This is a genomic window from Ramlibacter sp. G4-7 (assembly GCF_057784995.1).
On the sequence record NZ_JBYNTT010000016.1, the window covers coordinates 71,176 to 95,178 of the forward strand.

12 protein-coding genes are annotated in these 24,003 nt (G+C 67.9%); 4 read left to right on the top strand and 8 right to left on the bottom strand.

Features of this window, described 5'->3' with window-relative positions:
* Position 1: 1 nt before the first annotated feature.
* Both AC3EGR_RS20180 and AC3EGR_RS20185 read right to left on the bottom strand, forming a co-directional pair.
* Positions 2-778 (bottom strand): hypothetical protein, encoded by a 777-nt coding sequence (locus AC3EGR_RS20180; RefSeq protein ID WP_488548314.1) that lies wholly within the window; start codon positions 776-778, stop codon positions 2-4.
* A gap of 104 nt (positions 779-882) precedes the next feature.
* Positions 883-13,650, bottom strand: a complete 12,768-nt coding sequence (locus tag AC3EGR_RS20185) for a LysM peptidoglycan-binding domain-containing protein (RefSeq protein ID WP_488548315.1) — start codon at positions 13,648-13,650, stop codon at positions 883-885.
* Between the two features lie 143 nt (positions 13,651-13,793).
* On the opposite strand from AC3EGR_RS20185, the gene AC3EGR_RS20190 reads away from it, so the two are divergent.
* Positions 13,794-14,354, top strand: coding sequence for a hypothetical protein (locus AC3EGR_RS20190; protein ID WP_488548316.1), 561 nt, complete (start codon positions 13,794-13,796; stop codon positions 14,352-14,354).
* Here AC3EGR_RS20190 and AC3EGR_RS20195 read toward each other — a convergent pair.
* Both AC3EGR_RS20195 and AC3EGR_RS20200 read right to left on the bottom strand, forming a co-directional pair.
* Positions 14,333-15,442 carry a tetratricopeptide repeat protein gene (locus tag AC3EGR_RS20195; protein ID WP_488548317.1) on the bottom strand — a complete coding sequence of 370 codons (1,110 nt, stop codon included), beginning with the start codon at positions 15,440-15,442 and terminating at the stop codon, positions 14,333-14,335. The genes AC3EGR_RS20190 and AC3EGR_RS20195 overlap by 22 nt on opposite strands.
* A gap of 96 nt (positions 15,443-15,538) precedes the next feature.
* Positions 15,539-15,940: a hypothetical protein gene (locus AC3EGR_RS20200; RefSeq protein WP_488548318.1), complete on the bottom strand. Its 402-nt coding sequence runs from the start codon at positions 15,938-15,940 to the stop codon at positions 15,539-15,541.
* 351 nt (positions 15,941-16,291) lie between these two features.
* Between AC3EGR_RS20200 and glgC the strand changes: the two genes are divergently transcribed.
* From glgC to AC3EGR_RS20215, 3 genes are read left to right on the top strand one after another with little or no spacing between them, the layout of a single operon-like run.
* Positions 16,292-17,560 carry a glucose-1-phosphate adenylyltransferase gene (gene glgC, locus AC3EGR_RS20205; RefSeq protein WP_488548352.1) on the top strand — a complete coding sequence of 423 codons (1,269 nt, stop codon included), beginning with the start codon at positions 16,292-16,294 and terminating at the stop codon, positions 17,558-17,560.
* Positions 17,561-17,568: 8 nt separating this feature from the next.
* Positions 17,569-17,799, top strand: coding sequence for a hypothetical protein (locus tag AC3EGR_RS20210; RefSeq protein WP_488548319.1), 231 nt, complete (start codon positions 17,569-17,571; stop codon positions 17,797-17,799).
* A gap of 40 nt (positions 17,800-17,839) precedes the next feature.
* Positions 17,840-19,069, top strand: a complete 1,230-nt coding sequence (locus tag AC3EGR_RS20215) for a multidrug effflux MFS transporter (protein ID WP_488548320.1) — start codon at positions 17,840-17,842, stop codon at positions 19,067-19,069.
* A gap of 16 nt (positions 19,070-19,085) precedes the next feature.
* Here the strand turns inward: AC3EGR_RS20215 and AC3EGR_RS20220 are convergent, their stop codons facing one another.
* The 4 genes from AC3EGR_RS20220 to AC3EGR_RS20235 all read right to left on the bottom strand — a co-directional run bounded on the left by AC3EGR_RS20220 (position 19,086) and on the right by AC3EGR_RS20235 (position 23,884).
* Positions 19,086-19,481, bottom strand: coding sequence for a hypothetical protein (locus AC3EGR_RS20220; protein WP_488548321.1), 396 nt, complete (start codon positions 19,479-19,481; stop codon positions 19,086-19,088).
* Positions 19,417-20,109: a nucleotidyltransferase domain-containing protein gene (locus AC3EGR_RS20225; RefSeq protein WP_488548322.1), complete on the bottom strand. Its 693-nt coding sequence runs from the start codon at positions 20,107-20,109 to the stop codon at positions 19,417-19,419. The genes AC3EGR_RS20220 and AC3EGR_RS20225 overlap by 65 nt, the downstream gene beginning before the upstream one ends.
* A 57-nt stretch (positions 20,110-20,166) precedes the next feature.
* Positions 20,167-22,218, bottom strand: a complete 2,052-nt coding sequence (locus AC3EGR_RS20230) for a hybrid sensor histidine kinase/response regulator (protein ID WP_488548323.1) — start codon at positions 22,216-22,218, stop codon at positions 20,167-20,169.
* Positions 22,219-22,333: 115 nt separating this feature from the next.
* Complete coding sequence (locus AC3EGR_RS20235) at positions 22,334-23,884, bottom strand: DEAD/DEAH box helicase (protein ID WP_488548324.1); 1,551 nt, start codon at positions 23,882-23,884, stop codon at positions 22,334-22,336.
* Positions 23,885-24,003: the final 119 nt, after the last annotated feature.

Here is a 24,003-nt window from a genome sequence, read left to right on the forward strand (position 1 = left end):
TTTACCTCAATCGTTTGGGTTGGGGTGACCATGGCAATACCCCTCGCGGAGTCACAGTCATGACAGTGGGTGTAACCCAGTCGTAGACACGTTGCAACTGGCTAGCCGACGATTGCACCGCTGCCAATGATGCTTTGCCCTCAATCGCGGTACGTAGAACCAATGCGCCGTTATTTCGGCTCGGTCCTAGGTCCATCAGAAGGTCGATGCGGTTGTAGGCACCGGTTCCAGTTGGATCGTAACTCCATCGGTTCATGCTTAGCAGCTGCCCAGGGCCTTCCGGTACCCCAATGCTTCTGTTGTACGCAATGACGGCGTCTCTTGCGACAACGTCGGCAAACAATCCGATCTGCATTTGGCTTGGCATGTCCCAGGGGTAACGCAGCATCCCCGCATCGAAGCGTCGGCGGCCCTCGTCCACGCCCACCGCATACGCCTGCGCGTACCGCCGTGTGTTTTCGGTCAGCCAGTCCGCGGGACTCAGCTTGTTTGTTCCGATCGAGGTGATAAGCATGGTGCTCGCATCTAGCTCGATGAAACCCTGTTTCCACATCTGGACCTTGCGCAACGCGTCGGTATAGCGATCGATCAGGTCAGCATTGTTGTAGCGGATGGTTCCGTCCGCTCCCACGTCAGGTGAAGCGCCCAGTGCCTCTGGCGAGGGCAGCGCACGCGGAGCTCCAAGCCTTTCTTGGAGGCTTCCCTTCAGGCGGTTCAGGGTAGCCTCTTGTTGCAGCTCACTCATCAGCCCACCAAGAAGCCTGTAGTCGCGGTACATGTCTCCTACGCCCGCGAGATCAGCTGCCGCATTGAGCGCGGCGTCGACCTGCCGATTCACGCTGACACCATTCACCATCGCCGGACGCGCCCCGCTGCCGGGGCTTACACGAGCGGCGCCTCCGCCGGTCGGGAGCAACGCGCCCTCATATCCAGCCTCGCCGCCGTCCGGCTGACGCTCAACGCGAGCGCGCGCATCTGTTGGGCAATAACATCTGCCGTAGTGGCCGAATCACTGAGCACCGAGTTCGTAGACTTCCCAGCCAAGAGCGTCTTAGCTCGGAGCAGAACGCTCGACGAATCGCTTACCGTGGCGCGGATGCCAATAGGATCATTGACCTGCTTTCTTCTGGCGACCGTTTCGACGAAGGATTGCCCATCGACTAAGGTCGGCGCAGGTCCCACCTCCAGATGTGCCCAGTTGTTGTTTTGGATGATGAGGTCGCCCAACGGGTCCGCCGATGCCGAAGCAGGCGACGTCATCCGCCCGCCTCCCTGTGTTTCAGCAAGGCTTTCTCCTACCGCATTCCCAAACGCATCCACCGCAATCTGTTGAACCGCAACCCTTCCTCCCTGTGCAACAGCCACCGCCGTTCCGGCTGCCACACTCTTCGCCAGCGCCTTGACGAAGAACTCCCCCGGTTGCATGCCCGCGGACACTCCATTCGTCGACAGCCCCAACCCGGCGCCCGCAGCCAGCCCCGTCCCCGTCCCAAACGCACTGGCCGCCACGCTGCGCCAGTCAAAACTCTTCTGCAGTCCCGTCACCACCGCGATGCCCTGCGTTGCCGCATTCGCCACCGCCGCACGCCCAACGAGGTTGAATGCGTCGCTGCCGGCGAAGAGGCCCGACGCATCGACGCCGGCCGTCACTCCGGCCGACAGCACGCTCAGCCCCACGGACTTCCAACTGAACTTGTCCTGCACGCCAAGTGCCATTGCGACTGCCTGGCTCCCCGCCGAACCAAGGAACGCGCCGAGCATGGCGCCGCCCCCGACGACCGCGAGCACGACGGCCACGACCATCACGATCAACTTCTTCAGCCAGCTCGTCTTCTTCGGCTTCGGCGTGGGGAGGCTCGGCGACTTGTCCCCCTCGATCCGGCTGGGGTCATACGGTTTGAAGGTCGTGCTGTTGTTGTTGATCGTGGAGACCCGGTTCGGGATGTTCAGCGTCTGCCCGACCCGCAAGTCGTTGCCGGATGCCAGCCCGTTCGCCTCGGCGATGCGAAACCACAGGGAGCTGTCGCCGTAGGCTCCCTGCGCGATCGTCTGCAGTGTGTCGCCCGGGCGCACGGTGTATGCACCGGGACTCGGCGTCGGGTAGTTGGCGCTGACGCGGGCGTAGCCGAAGTCGAAATCGACGACGTCGGCGAATTTCGGCTTGTTGTCATAGCCGGTGGCCGGGTTGTTCGGGTCCACGCCTGCCCCGTACAGCCCGAGCACCTCCCCGTTGACGATCAACTGACGCTGGATGCGCCCCGCCTGGTTCACGTACAGCGCCTTGCCGCTTGCGTCGTTCACGAAGCTGCGGTTGTTCTCGGCTTGCCTGGAGTCGGAGACACCGACGAGAAAGCCGTTGACGTCGTACAGTTGCGTGGACGTCCCCGGGAGCAGCCTGGTCGACTGGCCGGTCGTCACGTTGCCCTGGTAGCCCTCGTACCGCGTGAGGCTCGTGCTGTACTCGTTCATGTACCCACCCTCGTGGTTCACGACCGTGTACCCCAGCACGTTGCCGGCGGCGTCGTACCCGTCCGCGTACCAGGTGGCGCCCCCGCCCGTGCTCGGCTCGGCCGGATTCCAGCTGATGTCCAACTTGCGCGTGGTGTCGCTCTTCAGGACGGTCTGGTGCAGCATCCGGCCGTTGCCATCGAAGGAATTGATCCGGGTTTCCTTCCCGTTCATGTCCTCCGGCGTCAGGCCCTGGTTGATGATCTCCGAGTACTTCAACGGCATGTTCCAGCCGGGCCCGGATTGCACGACGCGGTCCGCGCCGTCGTAGCGGCGCAAGTCGATCTGCACTCCGTCCTTCACCACGCCATCGAGCCGGTTCAAGGTGTCGTAGTGGTATTCCTCCGTGGTTTCGCCAAGCACCCGGCTGTACGTGGTGGGCGTCGCGCTGTAGATCGCCGCGCCGTCTTCTCCGTAGCCGGTGATCACCGGCTGGCCGCCACTCGGAACGACCTTGTTTCCGTAGTAGGTGTCGGTCGTGCGATTCCCACTCTTGTCGTAGCCGATGCGGTGGCCTTGCTGTCCGATGTTCCCGGCCGCATCGACCGCGTCGACCGTCTTCTGCCGGTTCATCTCGTCGTACTGGAAGTAGCGGTCGCTGCTGCTCGCCTGCTCCCCCGTCACCCCCTGGTAATCGACGAAGGTGCCGACGCGCGTCCGGTTGCCCACCTGGTCGTACTCCATGACGATGTGGGCACGGCCATCCGTCACGTCCCGCAGGTTGCCACGGGCGTCATAGGCCAGGTTGTTGTCCTGGTAGGTGACGCCTCCCTGGACGACACGCTCGCGCAGCTTTCTGCCTGCAAGGTCGTACACGTACGTCGTGGTCTTGTCGTTTGCCGCGTCGCGAATCGTCGTCACCTGGCCCGCGGCGTCATAGCCGTAGGTGATCGACTGGCCACGGGTACTGGACTGCGCGGTGAGCTGGCGCGCGTTGTCGTAGCTGTACGAGAACTGGGCGCCGCCGATGTCCACGTGACCCGTCAGCTGGCCGAAGTAGTTGTAGGTCCAGCGTGCAAGGGCACCATTGGCATCGGATTCAGCCGTCTTGCGCCCCTGTGCGTCGTATGCGGCCCGCGTCGTCTGGCCCAGTTGCTGCGTGGTCGCGATCACGTTGCCGGCCAGGTCGTAGGCGTACGTCACCGCCTCGCCGTTGCCATTGGTCTGCGACAGCTTCCGCCCGAGTTGGTCGTAGCGCCACGAGTCACTGAGGGTGCGCCACCCCACCAGGGTCGCTGTGGTTCCGTCCGGCCGCCACACGCTCGCCACGCCCTTGTCGATCTGCAACAGGCGCCCCAGCTTGTCGTAGGTGTAGCGCACTCCCTTTCCCATGGGATCGACGGAACCTACCTTCTCGCCGAAGGCGTTGTACGTATTGCGCACGACGCCCGTGTCCGCATGGATCTCCTGGACAAGATTGCCGCCTGCGTCGAAGACCTGCCCGTTCACGTAGCCGTTCGCGTCGCGCACGGCGACCTGCCGACCCAGCGCGTCGTAGTAGAGGAACGTCGCTCCCGCCCCTTTCCCGGCGTCGGGCAGCGTTTGCTGCACGAGCTGGTTGTTGGCGTTGTAGCGGTAGCTCGTGACCCAGGACGCCTTGCGCGGATCGGAGAGTTCCACGACGTTGCCCCACCGATCCGTCTTCTGCTGCACCAGCGGCCGCAGCCAGCGCGAGTCGCCATTGGTCCACACCCCCTGCCCGATGCCGCTCCCTTCGGTCGTGCTGATCGCACTGGAACCCGCGGCCGTGGTGACGCTCACTGCATATTGCGCGGGCACGGGCTGCGTCCAGTACCCCGGCACGTACGGAGGCGTGGTTGCGGCGATCGACGGCGCAGGGGTGGCAGGCTGCACCCACTGTTGCCGTGGCTGGGTGACGTACGTGGTCTGGTAGCCGATGATCCAGTGGTTCTCGTCGTACAGGGGAGTGCTGACCGGAACCTGCACGTACACCGTCGTCCAGTACCCGGCGGGCTGCGCATAGATGGTGAGGATGGCGGTCGCCTGCTTCGATGGCGGGCTGCCGGCCGTGATCCGCACCTCGTAGGTCCCGGGCGGGATGCCGTACAGCAAGGCCTTTTGCTGCCCCATGAGGCCCGACTCGGAGACATACTGGCCGTTGTTGTCGACGATGAAGTTGTTCCACGCCCCGCCCGGAACGCGGTACTGCGCCACGTTGGCACTGGCCGCCGGCCACACGAACGCGTAGACCGTGGTGCCTCCGGAGTAGATGGGCTGGTTCCACGGGTCGTAACCCACGACCGTGCCTCCGTAATTGCCAGTGGTCATCTGCAGAGGGGTGATGACCGGCAGGTTCTGGGGCGGCACCCATTGCGGTGGCACCGGGGCCATCACGGCGAATGTCCCGGTCGCATGCGAGACCGGCGCGTTCTGCCCGTCAGCCGTCCAGAGCAGCTCGAACTGATAGGTCCCTGCGGCGAGCGAAACGGTGTCTACCGAGCTCGTGTTGGCAGGGGGCGCGTAGAACGTCGCCTGGGCCGGGGGCGCCACGGGCAAGGTGCTCCATGCGCCCGCGCTGCCGTTCACGCGATAGCGGAACACTTGCGTGTAAGCCGCCGCCGGAGAGGGCCACGTCATGACACCTCGTGCGACGTTGGCCACGCCGTACTGAAGGCCCGTGATGGAGTTCAGCGTCGGAAGGGAGATGCCGATCACGCCGGTGGCGGTGACGCGAGTCGCCTGGCTCAGGGCATTCGCGGTGACGACCCGGTACTCGTAGTTGCCGGGGGCCATCCCGGCCGCCCCCATGCGGGACGCGCCGCCGAAATTCACGAGGGCCGCCGGCCACCACCCGGTATCCCCCGCGCTCCCCGCCGTGCGCAGATACAGTTGCACGGTGTCCTGTGGGTCGGGCGGCGATTGCACGGTGAGGCTGTTCGCGCCGTGCCCGGCCGGTTGGTCGATCACGACCTGCCACGCGCCGTACTTGTCCTTCTTCTGGACCACGATGCGCTGCACCGACGCCACCTCCAGGTCCGCGCCGCCATCGACCTCCCACACCAGCGTGCTGCCGGACGCCCATGCGTCGCCCACCAGGACACCCGAGGTGTAGGTTCGCTGGGCGCCGCCGCGCATGAACCACTGCTCCGCCATCGGGTCGTAGGTGTTGACGAGGGGTGTGCGGTAGTCCAGGGTCACGCGGATGTCCCCGTTGCCCAGTCCGGCCAGGCTGTTCCAGCTGAGCGCCACGCGATTGCTGCGCACCGGGAAGGAACTGCCCGCCGTGACCTGGACACCGACGGTGGTGAACTGGTGCTGCACGGACACGCCGCCCTGCGTTTCCTGCCGCACCGCCTCGGCCCTGCTGGTCACCCGACCCAGCAGGTCGACCTGGACGTCCATGCGCCGGGTCGACGGGTTGGCCGCAGCGGCTTCCGAATTGGGCAGCGCCTTGATGTCGACGTTGTCGCGCCCCGAGCCGCTGCTTCGGATCTCGGCCGTGACGTTTCCCTGCAAGTCGTACAGCTGGATGCGGTCTACGCCGTCGCCGGAGTTCGTGCGCCACAGCCGACCGGCGTTGTCGTAGTCGAAGTATTCCTGCCAGCCACCCTGGGTACCCTTGCGCGTGACTTCGCCAAAGCCGTTGTATTCCGTCCCGGCGACCACGAGGCCGGCCTGGGCCTGGCTCACGACGGAAACGCCGGTGCCGTCATACACGGAAGTCGAAGCCGGCGCGCGTGTCTCCACCAGCCGGCCCACCTTGTCGTAGACACTGACCTCGAAGCTCGTGCGCGTCACCCCGTCGTTGCCGGTGACGCCTTGCCACTGCTTGGCGACATGCCCGTAGTCGTCGTATGAAAAATAGGTGCTCGCGCCCTGGGCGTCCGTGACCTGCGTCGCGTGACCGAAGCTGTCGAAACTGGAGACGGTCCACCGGTCCGCGTCCGACCCGACGGGCGCCTGCCACCCCGTGACGGTTGCGCTCACCGCCCCTGCGGCGTGCTCCAGGGTGGCGATCACGTTGCCATAGGCGTCGCGCCGGAAGGATGTCAGGGGCGTCAGCGGCGCGCCGGACACGGTGCTCGATCGCGCGGGAGCAGCGATCGCTTCCACCCGGCCGAGAGCGTCGTAATAGGTGTACGTGACCTTCTGGTCGGCGTCCGTCACCTGGGTCTGGTTGCCCACAGCGTCATATCCGAAACTCGTGACGAGGTTCCCGCGGGCGCTGGTGCCGTTGGCCGCGGCGCTGAACTCCACGCCGACACGCGTCTCGCTGATCTTGCGGTTCAGACGGTCGTAGGTGAAGTTCGTCCTTCGATCGTCCACGCCGACAGCGGGCGTACCGTAGCCCGCGAGGCTCCAGCCGGCGGGAACCGCAGAGGCGTATTCGACCGTCGTCTCCACGTTGCCGAAGACGTCCAACTTGCGCTCGGTCAGGTAATTCATCGCGTCGATGACGGCAATTTCCTGGCCGACCTTGTCGAAGAAGTGCGTGGTCGTCGCCCAGCTGCCCGTGGCGTTGTTTCGCAGCACCTTTTCCTGCACCAGCTGACCGAAAGCGTCGTAGGTGTTCTGTGTCTTGCGGCCCGCGTTGCTGGTCTGGTAAGCGGCAGGCGCGCTCGAGTCGTAGACGAAAACGGTGGGCTCCGTCTTTTCCACCAGCCGCCCCATGCGGTCATAGGTGGAGACCAGCGTCCTGTCGCGGCTGTGGTCGAATCCTGCCGCCGCCAGTGCCGCATCCACCTGCGCCCTGCTCGCGGCCTGTGCAGCCTGGGTGAGGCTCGCCGCGGCAAGGGTCGTGGCCGCGCCATAACGCACGAGGCTCGTGACATCGCCGAACGCGTTGCGCGCATATCCGGTGACGTAGCCCAAGGCATCGATGTCGTATGCGACGCGCCCCAGGACGTCGTACACCTTCTGGCTGATCGCGCCGCCAACGTCGCGATTCGCGACTGCGTTGCCGAGGGCGTCGTAAAAGGTTTGCGTGTCCAGGGACCGCAGTGGCTTTTCGGTCCTGGCGGCGAGCCCGATGACGCCGTTGGAAGTGACGGCATCCCCGGCGGCGTCATACACGGCAACCGGCGGGTGGATCACCCGCACCTGCCGTCCCGCCGCGTCGTATTCGTAGCGCGTGATGCGCTCGCGAGGGTTCCCGGACGCCTCGGTGCGCTGGACGAGATTGCCGAGCGCATCGTAGGCAAGACGGGTGACGATGGCCGTGAGCGACGGTGCCGTTGCAACCAACCCGCCTCCCGTGCCGACGCCAACATCCGACAGCCAGACCTGGGGCGACGTCTCCGTGAGCTTTCGGCCGGCCGCGTCATAGGTGTAGGTCCAGGTGGCGCCCTTCTTGTTCACGAAAGCCAGCTTGTTCCCCAGCGCGTCATACGCGAAGGACTCCGTCGCGTTGAGTGCATCCGTGGCAGTCAGAAGTTGGCCGGCGGCGTTGTAGCTGTAGGCATCCACCTGGTCCCGGGTCGCGTCGGGCACCACGGCGGCCGCAATGGCTGCGGCGGTGTTCGCCGTGGTCATGGAGATCGCCTTCGCGTGACGCGTCGTGCGCGTGACACGGCCCACGCCGTCGTACTGGCTGGCCCGGACGGCGCCGAGCGCATCGACGGCGTAGACCATGCGTCCCGCTGCGTCGTAGGCGCCGCGGCTCAAACGGTCGCCTGCCGGGTTGGGCTGCACCAGCGCCTTCATTGCTGCCAACGTAGGGCTCGCACCGAGACTCGTCGCATTCACGGCATTCGCGTAGGCAACCGTCGCGACGACGTTGCCCGCCCCGTCGTACTGCGTTTCCGTCACGGCACCGCCAGCGTCCAGGACCATCGCCTGCCGCCCTGCCGCGTCCCAGCCATATCGGGTTGTCCGGTCGGCAGCCGCGTCCACCACCAAGGCGGCGCGGATGCTTGTCGTCGTCGCGGATGTTCCCGCCGGCGGCACCGTGCCGATCGCAGCGGCGTACGACGTACGCCGGATGACGTGCCCGTCCCCGTCGAACGCCTGCTCGGTGACGCCCCGCAGCGCGTCGACCACGAAGACCAGGCGGTTGGCGGCGTCGTAGGCCATGGTCGTCGCGCGGTCCCCTGCCGCAGGAGCGATCGAACTGACGGCAGCGCCTGGGGCAAGGTTGGTGGCGTACTCCACCTGGCGCGCGACGTTGCCGTTCTTGTCGTACAAGCGCTGAGTCACGGCGCCCGTGCCGTCCACCGTCCATGCCAGCCGTCCGGCGGCATCCCAGGTGTTGCGCACCGTGGCGTCGCGACCGACATTGGCCACGAGTGCGACTGCGGCCGCCAGTGCGGGGGCGTTGGCAGCGGTTCCCACGGGGATGGGCATCGCATACGCGGTGTGCTGCAACAGGTTGCCGTTGCCGTCATAACTCTGGAACACCACGGCGCCGACACCATCGACCGTGTAGATGGCGCGGTCCAGGCCGTCGTATACCGTCCGCAGCGTCGCGTCGCGCGCGGCATCCACAGGTGGTGCCGGCAAGGTGCCCGCCGTCCACCCGGCCAGGGCGATGCGCGTGGCGAACGCGGTGCGGGACGTGACATTGCCGTTTTCGTCGTATCCGAAGCGCACCACCGCTCCGGTGCCATCGACGGTCGCAGCGAGACGGCCGCCCTTGTCGTAGACGCGGTGTTCCACCACGTCCTGCGCCGGCTGCTGCACGAGGAGTGCCTGCACTTGCGCGACGCTCGGCGCGGCGGCGAGGCCGACAGTCGCGATGGGCGCCGCGTATGCCACCGACTTTGCGACGCGTCCTTCCGCGTCATAGGTAAGCTGCTGCACGTTCCCCAGGGGATCCACGGTGAACGCCAGCCGGTCGTTGCCGTCGTACGCGAAGCGCGTGACGTAGCCGCGCGCGTCCGTTCTGGCGACGACGTTGCCGTTGCGGTCGTACGCCCAGCTGCGCTGCAGGTTCAGGCCGGCCGGATCCACGCGTTCCTGGGTGCGACGGCCCAGTGCGTCGTACACGTACTGCGTGACCGTGCCACCCGGGGACTTCACGGTGAGGACATTGCCACTCGCGTCGTAGCTCGTCACAGTCTGGAGATTCAAGCCCGCCGGGTCCAGCGTCTGCTTGAGGACGCGACCCTTGAGGTCGTACTCCAGCGTGGTGGTCACTCCCATGGCGTCGGTGACGGCGAACTGCTGTCCCTTCGCGTCGTACTGGTAGGTCGTCGTGAGGTTCAGGCCCGTGGGATCCAGGCGCCGGGTGAGCATGCGATTCGCGGCGTCATACGTATAAGTCACGCTCACGTTGTTGGCATCGACGGTCTGCGTCACGCGCCCCGCCGCGTCACAGCTGCTGGCGGTGCTGCCCACGGGTTTCGTCGTCCGCAGCAACTTCCCGTTGCGGTCGTAGGAGTAGCTGGTCGTCAGCCCCCTGCCGTCGGTGATGCGGTCCACCTGGCCATGCCGGGTGAAGAAGGTGCTGGTCACGATGCCTTCCGGCGTGGTCACCCTCATGCTGCGGGCTGTGGGGTCGTACGCGTAGCGCGTCACGTTTCCCAGCGAGTCGGTCTGGGTGAGCACCCGGCCGATCGCGTCGTAGCTGGTGCTGCGCAGGGCGTTCGTCGGATCCTTCCACGTGACCGTGCGTCCCAGCTTGTCGTAGGCCAGTTCGCGGACGTTGCCGTTCGCGTCGACGGAGCGGATCGCGCGGCCGAATGCGTCGTACACCGTCGATGTCACGGCGTTGATGCCGGCTGCATCCTGCACGGCAGCCGTCCGCTGGCCGCGGCGGTCCACGGTGAACGTCTGAGAAAGGCTGGTGCCCGTCCCGACCAGTTGGCGGGCGACCTCTTCGCCGAAGGCGTTGTAGCCGGACGTGGTCGACGCGCCTGTTGCGTCCGTGCTGGACGCAAGCTGGTTGTCGCGGGTGTAGGTGACCGTCGTCCGGCTGTCCAGCGCTGCGTTGGCAACCGCCGCGAGGGCCGTCGGCAGCGCCGGCGGCACGAGGCCGCCCGTGAGACCGGCGGTGGAGATGCGGGTCCCGTAGGAGATGGTCTGGGTCACGCGGCCGCGCGCGTCGTAGCGCGTCTCCTGCACCTCCCCGAGCGCATTGACGGTGTGCGTGAGCGCGCCATCCGCGTCGTAGAAGAAGAGCGTGCGGTTGCCGAGTGCGTCCGTGCTGGCGATGCGCCGACTGGCCGCATCGTAGGCGTGGGTTGTGCCGTACTGCGCCCAGACCACGTCCACCTGCGCCTGCGTCTGGCCGCCGGTCAACAGCGCCGCGCCTTCCGCCGAGAGCTCGCCTGTGAGTCGCCCCTGCACGTCGTATCGGGCGAGCAGCGTGCGCACCTCCCCCGAGCCGGCCGCGCGCACTGTGGAAACCACGTTGCCCACGCTGTCGTACGTGTACTGCGTGACCACCCCTTCGGGGCTGGTCTCCTGCACGAGCCGGTTCAGCGCGTCGAAGGTGCGCAGGGTGCTGCGATCCAGGGCGCTCGCCGGTGGCCGGGCCGCGGTGCCGGCTGCGGGAGTCGGGCTCGTCGTGAAGGGCGTGGCATAACGGATCGTCTGCGTCGCATTGCCATTGGCGTCGTAGACGGTTTCGCTCGCGTACCCTTCGCCGTCGACCTGCGTGACTGCGCGGCCGCGGCTGTCGTAGAAGGTCAGCTCACGGATGTCGGAAGCGGGGCTGGCTCCGGGCAGGAGCTGGGCGAGCGTGCCGCTTGCGCGTGCACCCGCGGGAGTTGCTGTCGCATAGGCCAGCCGTTCCGAGAGTTGGCCGGCTGCGGTGTACCTGAACGTCGTGAGGTAGCCTTCCGCGTCGAGCGTGCCCACGAGGCGCCCGTCGCCGTCGTGGAAGTTGCGCGTGACGCGGTCCTGGGCAGAAGCCGCCGGAAGTGCGACGACCCCGTTGCCCACGTTCCCGGCCGTGGCTGCGATCGTGTTGGCATAGCGCACGACCTGCACCACCCGGGAAGCCCCGTCGTACCGCGTCTCCGTCACCGCCGCGTTCGCGCCCGTGCCGGTGCTGGTCGCTTCGCGAAGCAGGCGGCCGGCGTTGTCGTACTGGCGCCAGACCGAGCCGTCGGCCGAGGTGTCCGCAGGTCGCAGGGCGGCCACCGTGGCGGACAGGACGGGCAGGCCCGCAGCGTCCGTCAGCGCTGCCGTGTTCACGGCCGTGCCCCAGGTCGTGGTGCGGATCACGAGGCCGCGGCGGTCGTACGCGTACTCCGTCATGGAGCCATTGCCGTCGATGGTGGCTGCCTTGCGGCCGGCCTCGTCATACAGTATCCAGTTGCGCACGCCCGTGGGCTCCTGCGTCATGCGCAGGCGGTTGTCGGTGTCGTAGAAGTACCGTGTTTCGCCGAGCGCCACGCCGGCCGTGCCCGACTGCGCCGTCGTGACGACGCGCCCGGCCCCGTCGTAGACCGTCGCGAGGACCAGGCCGCTGGCGAGCGTCACCAACGTCTTGCGTCCTGCATCGTCGTACTGCGTCACAGTGACCTGGCCGAGAGCATTGGTGGTGCTCAGGTTGCGGCCAAGGCCGTCGTAGGTGTAGGTGGTCGTCGCAGCCGTTGGCGAGACGGTCTGCAGGAGGCGGCCCGCTGCGTCGTAGACGAAGCGCTCCACGGTTTGCGAACCGTCGGCCACGCCGCCCCCGTCCGCGCCGACGACGGCATACGTCGTCCTGGTCAGCACCTGCCCGCGCCCGTCATAGGCGTAGTCGACGCGCTGCGATCCCGCGCGGTTCTGGGCCGAAAGCCAGCTCACGAGCGCACTTTCGGTGAACATGCTGTCGGGCGAGGCAGCAGTTGCTGGGTAGCTGATGCCTGCGTACGTGATGTCGGCAACTTTTTGCCCGAAGGCGTCGTAGCGGTATTCCGCCAGCCTGCCTTCGGCACTGACCGTGAACCGAAGCAGGTTCCGGCCGGTGGCGTCGTACACGCGTCGGGAGGTGAGTGCACCCGCCGGCAAGGCCGGCCAGGAGCCGTCCGGGTCGGGATCGACGTAGAGCGTCTCGGAAAGCTGCTGGTTGCCCGCGTCGAAGGTGCGCGTGACGGTGTTGCCCGCGGCATCCCGCTGCAGGACCTGGTTGCCGCGCTCGTCGTACTGGTAGGTCGTGGCTCGGCCTTCGCCGTCGGTGACCGAGACGACGTTGCCGCGGGCGTCATAGGCGAACAGGCGGGCAGCGCTGGCCCCGCCGACGGCCGGGCCCGTGATGGCCGTGAGTTGCGATGCGCTGTCGTACTCGTAGCGTGTGACGAAGCCCAGGGCATCCGCCACCGTGGTGAAGCCGGCACCGTAGGTGAACGCCGTCGTTTGACCCAGGCCGTCACGCACGGTCGCGAGCTTGTAGGCGCCTGCGCCTGTGTCGACATATGTGAAGGCCACGCTGGTGCCGTCGCTCCGGGCAATGGAGGCGATGCGCTTGCTGGTGCCGTCGTACGCGTAGGTGGTCTGGTACAGCTTGCCGTCCGCGATGCTGTTGTCGGTTGGACTCAGATCCACCGTCACGCCGGTCAGGCGGTTCGCCGTGTCGTACCCATATCGGACACGCGTAGTGGTGACGCCGCCTGCCGTCGTGCGCACCTGCGACAGGTTGTTGCCCGTGTAGTCGTACCAGACGGTCTCGCCATTGGCCGTGGTGACGCTGGAAAGGAAGCCGTTCGCCCCGTAGGCGAAGGCCAGCGCATTGCCGCTCGCGTCCCGGCTCGAGACTAGGCGCAGGGCGCCGCTTCCTTCGAAGCGCTGCGCAGCGCCCGTGCTGCCGTCGCGCCATTCATATTGCGCCTCGGCGGCGAGATACCCGATGGTGTCGTAGGCGCCGGAGCCTTCAGTGCTCACGTACAGGTTGCGCAAGGCGTCGTAGTCGTAGGTGGCGGCTGCGCCATCCGCACCCACGCGCTGTATCGTGCTGCCCGCCGCGCCCAGGGTGCCGGTGAGGCGCAGTAGGGTGATTCCGGAGGTCCAGCCATCGCCGTTTTCGTCGTTCCAGGACCCAGAGCTGTTATAGGTGCGCAGCAGCGCAGCGTCCTGCCCGCGGGCAACCAGCAGGTCGTCCTGGTCCTGCACCACCACCTGCCCCTGCGCCACGTTGACGAACACGCCCTGACCGTTGCGCCCCTGCAGGGCACCGCCGACGCTTTCACGAAGCCCGAGGACCTCCAGCGAGCCGAGGTCGAGGCCGCTGCGCATGCCGCTGACGATCGCTACCATCTTTGTCCCTGCCTTCGGTGATGAAGCGGCAGCACCGGCGGTGTGCCCTCGCCCAATACGTCCTGCGCGCCCGCGGCTTGTTTAGCGGCTAAACCGGTGCGAAATGCGGCGGATGTATTGGCCAGCACCCCTGCTCCAAGCCAATGACCGACGAGGAACGCTTCCAGGCCCTGCTCCATCAGGGGCTCGCGGCAAGTCACGACGACCGCGGAGATGCCGCACTGGACCTCTACGCCCGGGCGAGCGCGGACTTTCCGATGTCGGGGATCCCGCATTTCCTGATCGGGTCCGAGCACGCTTCGTCGGGCGACATCGACGCGGCGGAAGCTGCCTTCGCGCATGCAGTGCTGCTGGCGCCGGACTTCCCCTTGGCGCGTTACCAGCTCGGGCTGCTGCAATTCAGTTCGCAACGCGCCGCACTGGCGCAGGTGACCTGGGCGCCCTTGCTGTCGCTCGGGCCGGCGGAATCACTGGGGCATTTCGTGCGCGGTTTCGCGGCACTGGCCCAGGGCCATTTCGTCGACTGCACGCAGCACTTCGAGGCGGGGCTGGCTTGCGAAGATGCAAATCCCGCGGTAGCCGCAGACGCCGCGCAGGTGCTGGCGGCGGTGCGCGACCTCGCTGCCACGGCGCAGGGCGCGCCGGCAGCGGAGCCCACTGCGAACCACGTCCTGCTCGTCGCTTACGGCCGCGGCCTCCACTGAAGGAGCAGGCGCTGCAGCGCATCACCTTGTGCCTTGCCATCGGCGGCCAGGCAGGCGCGCGCAAGCCGCGTGAGTTCGTCCCGTGGGTCGAGGGTTTCCGCCCTGGCGAGGATCGGGGCTGCTGCCGCCACATCGCCTGCCAAGGCGGTGGCGAGGGCCAGCGCGGCGTGCGCTTCCGCCGATCCCTCGTCCAGTTGCACCGCGCGGCGCAGGCTGGAAAGCGCCGCTTCGGCCTCCCCCAGGAACAGTTGCGCCCAACCCAGGGCTTGCCACGAGGGAGCATGGGCAGGCATCGCCGCCACGGCCCGCTCCAGCTGCTCGCGAGCGACCGAGGCCTCGCCGGCGAGCAGATGGGCCATCCCGAGCGCGCCCATCGTGCGGCCGTCCTCGGGACGCGCCTCGCGTGCACGCTCCAGGTAGCCGGCGCCCTCGACCACATTCCCCGCGGCCATGGCCAGGCATCCACGCGTGAGCAGCGCCTCGTGCTGCCCTGGGTTCGTCGCGAGTGCCATGTCGGCCCAGGTGCTCGCGCGCGCCTGGTCGTCCTGGTCCAGGGCCACCAGGCTCGCGACACCGGCGGCCGCGGGCCGCAGCGACCCGGACGCGTGCGCGCGGGTTGCCCAGGCGCACGCTTCGTTCAGCAGCCGGAGATGATGGCAGGCCCGCAGCCATTGCGATTGCAACAGCTCCGGCTCCACTCCCGGTCCGGCGAAGTCCTGACGGGCTCCGGGTGCGAGCAGGTCGTGGGCGGCCTGCGCATCGTCCATCAGCAGGTGCACGTACGCGAGGTCGTGGAGCAGCACGGGGTCATTGCCTCGCTCCACACGCAGCTGTTCCAGCAGCGTGCGGGCCGCGCCGAGTTCGCCACGCCCGATCTGCACGTGCGCCCGCCGAAGCTGCAAGCCTGCCTCGCCGGGCGCGAGCCGCTCCGCCCGCGCGAGGAAGTCCGCGGCAGCGTCGTGCCGGCCACATGCCAGCGCCGCATCGCAGGCCTCGGCCAGCAGTTCACTGTTCTGTGGGTCTTCCTGCAGGTACGCGGTCAGGCGTTGCAGGCGCTCAGAAGGCGGAGGCGCGTCGAGGAAGTTCATGGCAGGCCTGGTGGGCAGACGCCGCCATTGGACGCAGCCGGTGTCGTCCGCTCAAGGCGCCATGACCGCGGCTCGCTGCAACTTATTGACAGCGCCTCAGTGCAGCCGGTCCTGGGCCTTCAGCGCGCTCAGGTGTGCTCGGGCGCCCCGCATCACCGCATCCACATACTCCTGCGGCAGGTCCGCCACCGGCATCGCCTGCACGCGCAGCGGCCCGCGGCGCGTGTCCGGCTTGGGATGGGGCGCGGCGACCACGGGCTGCGCCGCCGGCACCAGGGGCTCCAGCTCGAACTCGACTTCGGCCTCCGCGCTTTCCCGCCGCAGGAACCAGTAAGTCATGCCACCCGCGGCCACGCCGATCAGGCCGGCCGTGGCCACCACCCCGGCCAGCATCCCCTGCCCGGCCATGGCCAGGCTGAACACCGCCACCCCCACCAGCACCACGAAGGCACAGACGAGCAGGACGAACGCGACGAGCAGGCGGGTGGCGGCTGGCATGGCGGACTCCGGGGAGACGGCGTCATGCTAGCGGCTCTGCCTTTGCGCGTGCAGGGGGTGGGCCGCCCCTTCGTCCGCTCGGGCGCTTTTCCTACGAGCGGCGGACCGGGGGCGGCCTGCGGCCGGGCTCGTCGCATGCCGGGTCAGGAGCCGGAAGACAGCACCCGGGAACCCTCTGAACCGCACCGGCGGACCGGGCGCTGGCTTACGGAAGGCGGCAGCGTCCTACATGGCTCGTCTTCTACGTGACCGACAGTCACCGTCGGGCCTAAGGGGAATTCAGCCGTGAAGGAAAACTTGACCATCCTCGACGCTGTCGGCGGCGAGGCCAGCGACACAGCCATGCAGCGCATGATCCTGGCGCGCGACCTGCCCAAGAAGACCATCGCCCTCGTGCTTGCCGGCGGCCGCGGTTCGCGCCTGTACGAGATGACGGACCGCCGCGCCAAGCCGGCGGTGTACTTCGGCGGCAAGTTCCGCATCATCGACTTCGCGCTGTCCAACTGCCTCAACTCGGGCATCCGCCGCATCGGCGTGCTCACCCAGTACAAGTCCCACTCCCTGCTGCGCCACCTGCAGCGCGGCTGGAACTTCCTGCAGGGCGCGCACAACGAGTTCATCGACCTGCTGCCGGCGCAGCAGCGCGTGAACGAGGCCTTCTGGTACCGCGGCACGGCCGACGCCATCACCCAGAACATCGACATCCTGCGCGCCTACGGGCCCGAATACATCCTGGTGCTGGCCGGCGACCACATCTACAAGCAGGACTACTCGCTGATGCTGCTGGACCACGTGGAAAGCGGCGCCAAGTGCACGGTGGGCTGCATCGAGGTGCCGCGCGAGGAGGCGACGGCCCTGGGCGTGATGCACGTGGACGCCGACCGCAAGATCACCGCCTTCCTCGAAAAGCCCAAGGACCCGCCGGCCATCCCCGGCAAGCCCGACAAGGCGCTGGGCAGCATGGGCATCTACGTGTTCCAGGCCGACTACCTGTACAAGCTGCTCGAGGCGGACATGACCGACGAGGCGTCCGAGCACGACTTCGGCAAGAACCTCATCCCGCGCATCGTCAAGGACGGCGGCGCCGTGGCCCATCCGCTGAACCTGTCGGCCGTGCCGGCCGCGACGCGGCACCGTCCGTACTGGCGCGACGTGGGCACGGTGGACGCGTTCTGGGCGGCAAACCTCGACCTGGCCTCCGACCTGCCGGAGCTCAATCTCTACGACCGCGAGTGGCCGGTGTGGACCTACCAGGAGCAGTTGCCGCCGGCCAAGTTCGTGCCCGACGCGCACGGCCTGAACGGCGAGACCTCCAACGTGCTGATCTCCGGCGGCTGCATCGTGATCGGCTCCAACATCCGCCGCTCGGTGCTGTTCTCCAACGTGCGCGTGGAGTCGTGCTGCACGCTGCACGAGGCGGTGGTCATGCCCGACACGGTCATCGGCCGCGGCTCGCGCCTGTCCAAGGTGGTGATCGACCGCGGCTGCAACATCCCCGAAGGCACGGTGGTGGGCGAGGACGCCGATGCGGACGCCAAGCGCTTCCACCGCACCGACACCGGCGTCGTGCTGATCACCCGCGAGATGCTGCACCAGCCCGGTGACGGCGAGGCCGAGTGAGCGCTGCCATGCGGTCCACGCTCATCCTGCTGGGCATGTTCCTGTGGCTCACCGCCATGGCGGCGTGGCTGGCTCCGCGCAAGCGGGCCCTGTCGCGCAAGCACGGCATGCACCTCACCCGGCACGACCTGATCCAGCTCACGCGCGAAGACTTCGAGGCGTGGACGCTCTACCGCGATACCTGCCTCCTCGTCGGGGTCGGCATGCTGGGCGCCCTCGCCGTCCTCCTCACGCACTGAGCCGCTTGTTAACCTCGGGGGTTCGCCGCAGCCCCCTCCCATGAATCCCGACGCCAGCCAGATCTGGACCGCCCCGCGCTGGGCGCTCGCCTTCCTGCTTGCCCTGCTGGGCATGCTGGGGCCGTTCTCCATCGACACCTACATCCCCGCCTTCTCCGGCATCGCGCAGGCGATCGGGGCGACGCCGGTGGAGATGCAGCAGACGCTGTCGGCGTATCTCTTCGGCTTCGCCTTCATGAACCTGTTCCACGGCGCCCTGTCGGACAGCTTCGGCCGCCGGCCCGTGGTGCTGTGGGGCATCGCCATCTTCACGGTGGCCTCGGCCGGCTGCGCGCTGTCGCAGAACATCGGGCACCTGGTGTTCTTCCGGGCGCTGCAAGGGCTGTCGACCGGCGCCGGCATCGTCGTGTCGCGGGCGGTCATCCGCGACATGTTCCCGCCCGACCAGGCGCAGAAGGTCATGAGCCAGGTCACCATCTACTTCGGGGTGGCCCCGGCCATCGCGCCCATCGTGGGCGGCTGGCTGTTCGTGCATGCCGGCTGGCACAGCATCTTCTGGTTCCTCGTCGCCGTCGGGGTGGCACTGTGGGTCGCCAACTGGCAGCTGCTGCCCGAGACGCTGCACGCCACGCAGCGCCAGCCCTTCAACGCGCGCAACCTGATGCGGGGCTACTGGCAACTGGGGGCGAGCCCGCGCTTCCTGCTGCTCGCGCTGGCCAGCGGCGTGCCGTTCAACGGCATGTTCCTGTACGTGCTGGCGGCACCGGCTTTCCTGGGCCAGCACCTGCACCTCGAACCGACGGAGTTCTTCTGGTTCTTCCTGCTCACCATCAGCGGGATCATGCTCGGCTCTTTCGCGTCGGGCCGGCTCGCGGGACGCATCCCACCGAAGCGGCAGATCCGCTACGGCTTCGTCGTGATGGTGCTCGTGTCGGTGGCGAACGTCGTCGCCAACTACCTGTTCGAGCCCCGGCCGGCGTGGGCCCTCATCCCCATCGCAGTGTTCGCCTTCGGCTGGGCCCTGATGGTGCCGGTGGTGACGCTGCTGGTGCTGGACCTGCACCCGGAGCGCCGCGGCATGGCCTCGTCGCTGCAGGCCTTCATCGGCTCCACCGCCAACGGCATCGTGGCCGGCGTCATCGCGCCGCTGGTGATGGATTCCCCGCGCGAGCTCGCCGTCGCTTCCCTGCTGATGATGAGCGTGGGCCTGTTCGCCTGGCTGTACTTGAAGTCGCGCTGGCCGGAGACGGGGCGCAGCGCGATCGGGTGATGCTGCGGACAGGGGTTCAGCGTTTCTTTCCTGCTGCTCCGCGCTTCGGAGCCGCACGCGGCAAGCTCTTGACCTCCTGAAGCAGATTCGTCAGCGCGTCGAGCGCGTCCTGTGCATCGGCCTCCGAGGCTGGCAGCGGAGATCGGTAGATCGTCGCGTTGCGCAATTGATGGAGGCGGATCACGCGCTCGATTTCGGGCGGCGGCAACTTCAGGGCTGCCAGGACGGCCTGAAGTGCGATCGCCCGGTGCCCCTCCCCGTCGCCGGGCCGCAGGCCGTAGTGCGCCAGCACGCCGACGACGCTTGCGAAAAGCCCCTCGTAAGCGACGATGAACCGGTCGTGCGCATCAAGCGCCGGCAGGGCGGCGCCCGCGCGGGCCGTTGCGGCCCGCCGGAAGTAACTTGCCGCCACGGGAGGCAGCGCCGCGGCTTCCTTCAGGTAGCCGCGCACGAGCAGGTTCTGCAGGTTGGCGGGGCGCGGCGGCGCGTTCATGCAGGGTCACCCGAGGTCCGTGGAGGATGGAGGCGATCACCGGATCGTCCTGCAGTCTGTTCCACTCGCGCGGCGAGTACACGTTGAAATTCACCGGGCGCCGCAGGACATCGTTCACCCGCCCGAGTGCTGCAAACAAGTCCGCGTTGCCCACCGTGCCGACCACCATCAGGTCGATGTCGCTGGAGGCATGGTCCGTTCCCCGCACCACGGAACCGAAAAGGAAGGCAAGCTCGATCTTCGGCAGCAGCGGCTGCAACGCCTGCGCTATCGGCTCCGCCACCCCGAACGACTTCACGCAGAGTGCGCGCACGTCCTCGAACAATGGCCACCCGGTGTCCGCCTGGATCCGGCGCTGGTTACCGATGCGCTGCTCACGCGCAAGTCCGGCAGCGACGAAACGATCGATGACGACCCCCGCCTGCGAGCGGCTCGTGCCGCCGATGCGGATCAGGTCGTTCAGCGCGTACGAAGTCTGCGGGTGCAACAGGAGTGCACCGAGGATCTTCTGCTCGCGCGGCGGGATGAGGGCATCGAGGAGCGCCATGGTCCGTCCTGAAATCCGGGATGATCATCCCGGATTCCGGGATGACGGTCAAGCCGCCTAGTCGCTGCCGTCCACCAGCGCCATCAACTGGGTAAGGTCCACCGGCTTCGTGCAGTGGTGGTCGAACCCCGCGGCGCGCGCGCGCTCCTGGTCCTGGGCCTGGCCCCAGCCGGTGAGCGCGATCAGGCGCATGCTGCCGCCCCAGTCCGCCGCGCGGATGCGCTCGGCGACCTCGTGGCCATTGAGCTTGGGCATGCCGATGTCGAGGATCACCACTTCCGGCCGCACGACCTGCGCCTTCTCGAGCGCCTGTTCGCCGTCGCTGGCCGTGTGCACCTCGTGGCCTTCCATCTCCAGCAGCGTCGCGATGGTGAGCAGGCCGTCGGCGTTGTCGTCGGCCACGAGCACCTTGCGGGCGCGCGTGGGTTCGGCCGTGGTAGGCGCATCCCCTTGCGAGGGGAGCGCCGCGGGAGCGGCCGCCTCGATCGGCAGGGAGACGGTGAATTCGGAGCCGCGCCCCGGCCCCTCGCTGCGCGCGGACAAGGTGCCGCCATGCAGTTGCACGAGACCGCGGCTGAGGGCCAGGCCGATGCCGAGGCCGCCCTGTGCGCGGTCGGTCACCGCATCCACCTGGGAGAACATGCTGAAGATCTCGTGCAGGTGTTCGGGCGACAGGCCGATGCCGTTGTCGCGCACGTGCAGCAACAAGCGGCTGCCGATGTGCTCCGCCGCGATGACGATGTGCCCGCGCGGATCCGTGTACTTCGCGGCGTTGGACAGCAGGTTGGACAGCACCTGCGCCAGGCGCACCGAGTCAGCGACCAGGTGCACCGGCTCGTGCGGCAGTTGCACGTCGAGCTGGTGCCCCTTGGCCTCCATCAGCGGCCAGGAGGTCTCCACCGCCGCGTCGACGACGGCGCGCAGTTCCACCGGCGCGAGCCGCAGCTCCAGCTTGCCGCGGGAGATGCGCGACACGTCCAGCAGGTCATCGAGCAGCAAGGCCATGTGGCCCACCTGGCGCTCGATGATGTCGAGCGCCCAGTTCTGCCGCTTGGCCTCCGTGCTGGACTTGGCCACCAGCGCGGCCTGCCGGATCGGCGCGAGCGGGTTGCGCAGTTCGTGCGCGAGCGTGGCCAGGAATTCGTCCTTGCGCCGGTTCGCCTCTTCCAGCGCGGCGGCGGCCTGCACCTGTTCGGTCACGTCGTGGCCTTGCGCGAAGATGCCCACCACCTCGCCGCCCACATCACGCACGGGCTGGTAGAGAAAGTCCACGTAACGCTGGACCGGCTCCACCTCGGGGCTCTGCTGCAGGGTGATGGGCATGCCGCGACCGACGAAGGGCTCACCCGTGCGGTACACGCGCTCGAGCAGGGCGAAATAGCCCTGGCTCTCCACCTCCGGCAGCGCCTCGAAGGCCGGGCGCCCTTCCAGCCGGCGTTGCCCCACGAGCTGGTAGTAGGCCTTGTTCACCAGCTCGAACACGAACTCGGGGCCGCGCAGCAGCGCGATGAAGCCGGGCGCGTTGTCGAACCAGGTGCGCAGCGTGCGTGCAGCATCCTGGGCCTCGCTGATGAGCCGGTCGCGCTCGCGTTCCGCCAGCACGCGGCCGGTCTCCTCGCTGCAGGCACAGAACATGCCCCCGACGCTGCCGTCGTCGTCGTAGATGGGGCTGTACGACCAGGTGAACCAGGTGTCTTCGCGGAAGCCGTTGCGCTCCATCACGAGCAGCACGCGCTCGTTCCAGGTCGGCTCGCCGCGCGCCATGACCACTTCGTGCTGGGCGCCGACGATGTCCCAGATCTCCTGCCACGTCTGTCGCGCGGGACGGCCGAAAGCCTGCGGATGGCGCTGACCGAGGATGGGGACGTAGGCATCGTTGTAGATGTTGATCGCCTCCGGCCCCCACCACACGAACATGGGGAAGCGGGAGTTCAGGCAGATGCTCACCGCGATGCGCAGGGCCTGCGGCCAGCGTTCCATCGGGCCCAGCGACGTCGCCGCCCAGTCGGTGGCCAGCAGCAGCTGGCCGGTGGCACCCGCGGCGGCACCCCCACGGGCCGCATTGCCCAGCAGGAGAGGATGCAGCGCGGCAGTCGGTACTTCGTTCACGGCGAGATGGTAGCTGTCCCACCACGAGGGTGCAGCGGTGCTCCAGGCGCCGGATAAAAAAAAGCGGCCCTGCGGCCGCTTTCACGAGCCCGGCTCTCGCCGGAGTGCGAGACGCTTAGCGCCGGCCGCGGCCGAAGTCGCGGGCACCCGCATCGCGGCCGCCGTCGCGCGAGCCGAAGCCGCGGTCACGGGAGCCGAAGCCGCGGTCACCGCCGGCCGGGGCGCGCGCGTCGCGGTCACCGCCGAAGCTGCGGCCTTCACGCGGGGCGCCGGACGTGGCGCCGAAGGCGGGCTGCTTGCCGTAGCCGTTGCCGTGGCGACGCTCGCCGGGACGGCCCGGCTTGCCGCCGAAGCCCGTGCGGGCCGGACGCTGGTCGAAACGCGACTTGGGCTCGAGGCCGGGGACGGTCTCGGCTTCGAAGCGCTGCTTGCTGTAGTACTCGATGTCGCGGATCTTGCGGCCGTCGCGGAACTCGGCGAAGGTGATCGCCAGGCCGTCGCGGCCGGCGCGGCCCGTGCGGCCGATGCGGTGCGTGTAGTCCTCGCTCTTCATCGGCAGGCCGTAGTTGAAGACGTGCGTGACCGTCGGCACGTCGATGCCGCGCGCGGCGACATCGGTGGCCACCAGGAACTGCACCTGGCCCTGCCGCAGCGCCATGAGGCGGCGGGTGCGGATGCCCTGCGACAGGTCGCCGTGCAGCGACACGGCCGCAAAGCCCGCCTGCTGCAGGTCCTCGGCCAGGCCGTCGCACTCGATCTTGGTGCTGGCGAACACGATGGCCTGGTTGATGTTGGTATCACGCAGCCAGTGGTCCAGCAGCTGGCGCTTGTGGTGCGGGTTGTCCGCCCAGAACAGCTTCTGCTCGATGTTGGCGTGCTTTTCCTGCTGCGAGTCGACCTCGATGCGCTGCGGCTGGCGCATCACGCGCACGGCCAGCTGCTGGATGCGCGGCGCGAAGGTGGCGCTGAACATCATGGTCTGGTGGCGGTTGGCCGTGAGCTGGTGCACTTCGGCGAGGTCGTCGGCGAAGCCCAGGTCCAGCATGCGGTCGGCTTCGTCGACCACGAGGAACTGCACCTTGTCCAGCTTGAGCTGCGAGGAGCGCTGCAGGTCCAGCAGGCGGCCGGGGGTCGCGACCACGAGGTCGGCGTTCTGCAGGCGCGCAAGCTGCATCTGGTAAGGCATGCCGCCCACCACGGTGGCGATGCGCAGGCCCTTGCAATGCTTGACCAGGTCGATCGCGTCGTGCGCCACCTGCTGCGCGAGTTCGCGCGTCGGGCACAGGATCAGCGCGCCGGGCTCGGCAGCCTTGAAGTTGCGCGAGCTCGTCGGATTGAGGCGCTTCTTCTTCGCCGGCGCCTCGCCACGTGCGGTGGCTTCTTCGTAGGCCTTGCGTTCGGCCTCGATTTCGGCGGCCTTCTGCTGCACCAGCGTGTGCAGCACGGGCAGCAGGAAGGCCGCGGTCTTGCCGCTGCCGGTCTGGCTGGAGACCATCAGGTCGCTGACCGCCTTGCCTTCGGCGTCCATGGCCATGGCACGGCCGATGACCTTCTCCTGCACGGAGGTGGGTTGCGTGAAGCCGAGGTCGGCGACCGCGGCGAGGAGTTCGGGGGCGAGGCCAAGCGCGGCAAAGCCGTTGACCACGGTGTCGATTTGTTCCGTCATGAGTATGTCCACCGGCGCTGCCCGGGCGGGCACGCCGTCATTGAAATGGCTGGATTTACATCAACCATTCCAACGACTACGCAGGCTGTGGGGCCTGTGTGCCTCTTCGTGAGGCGGTG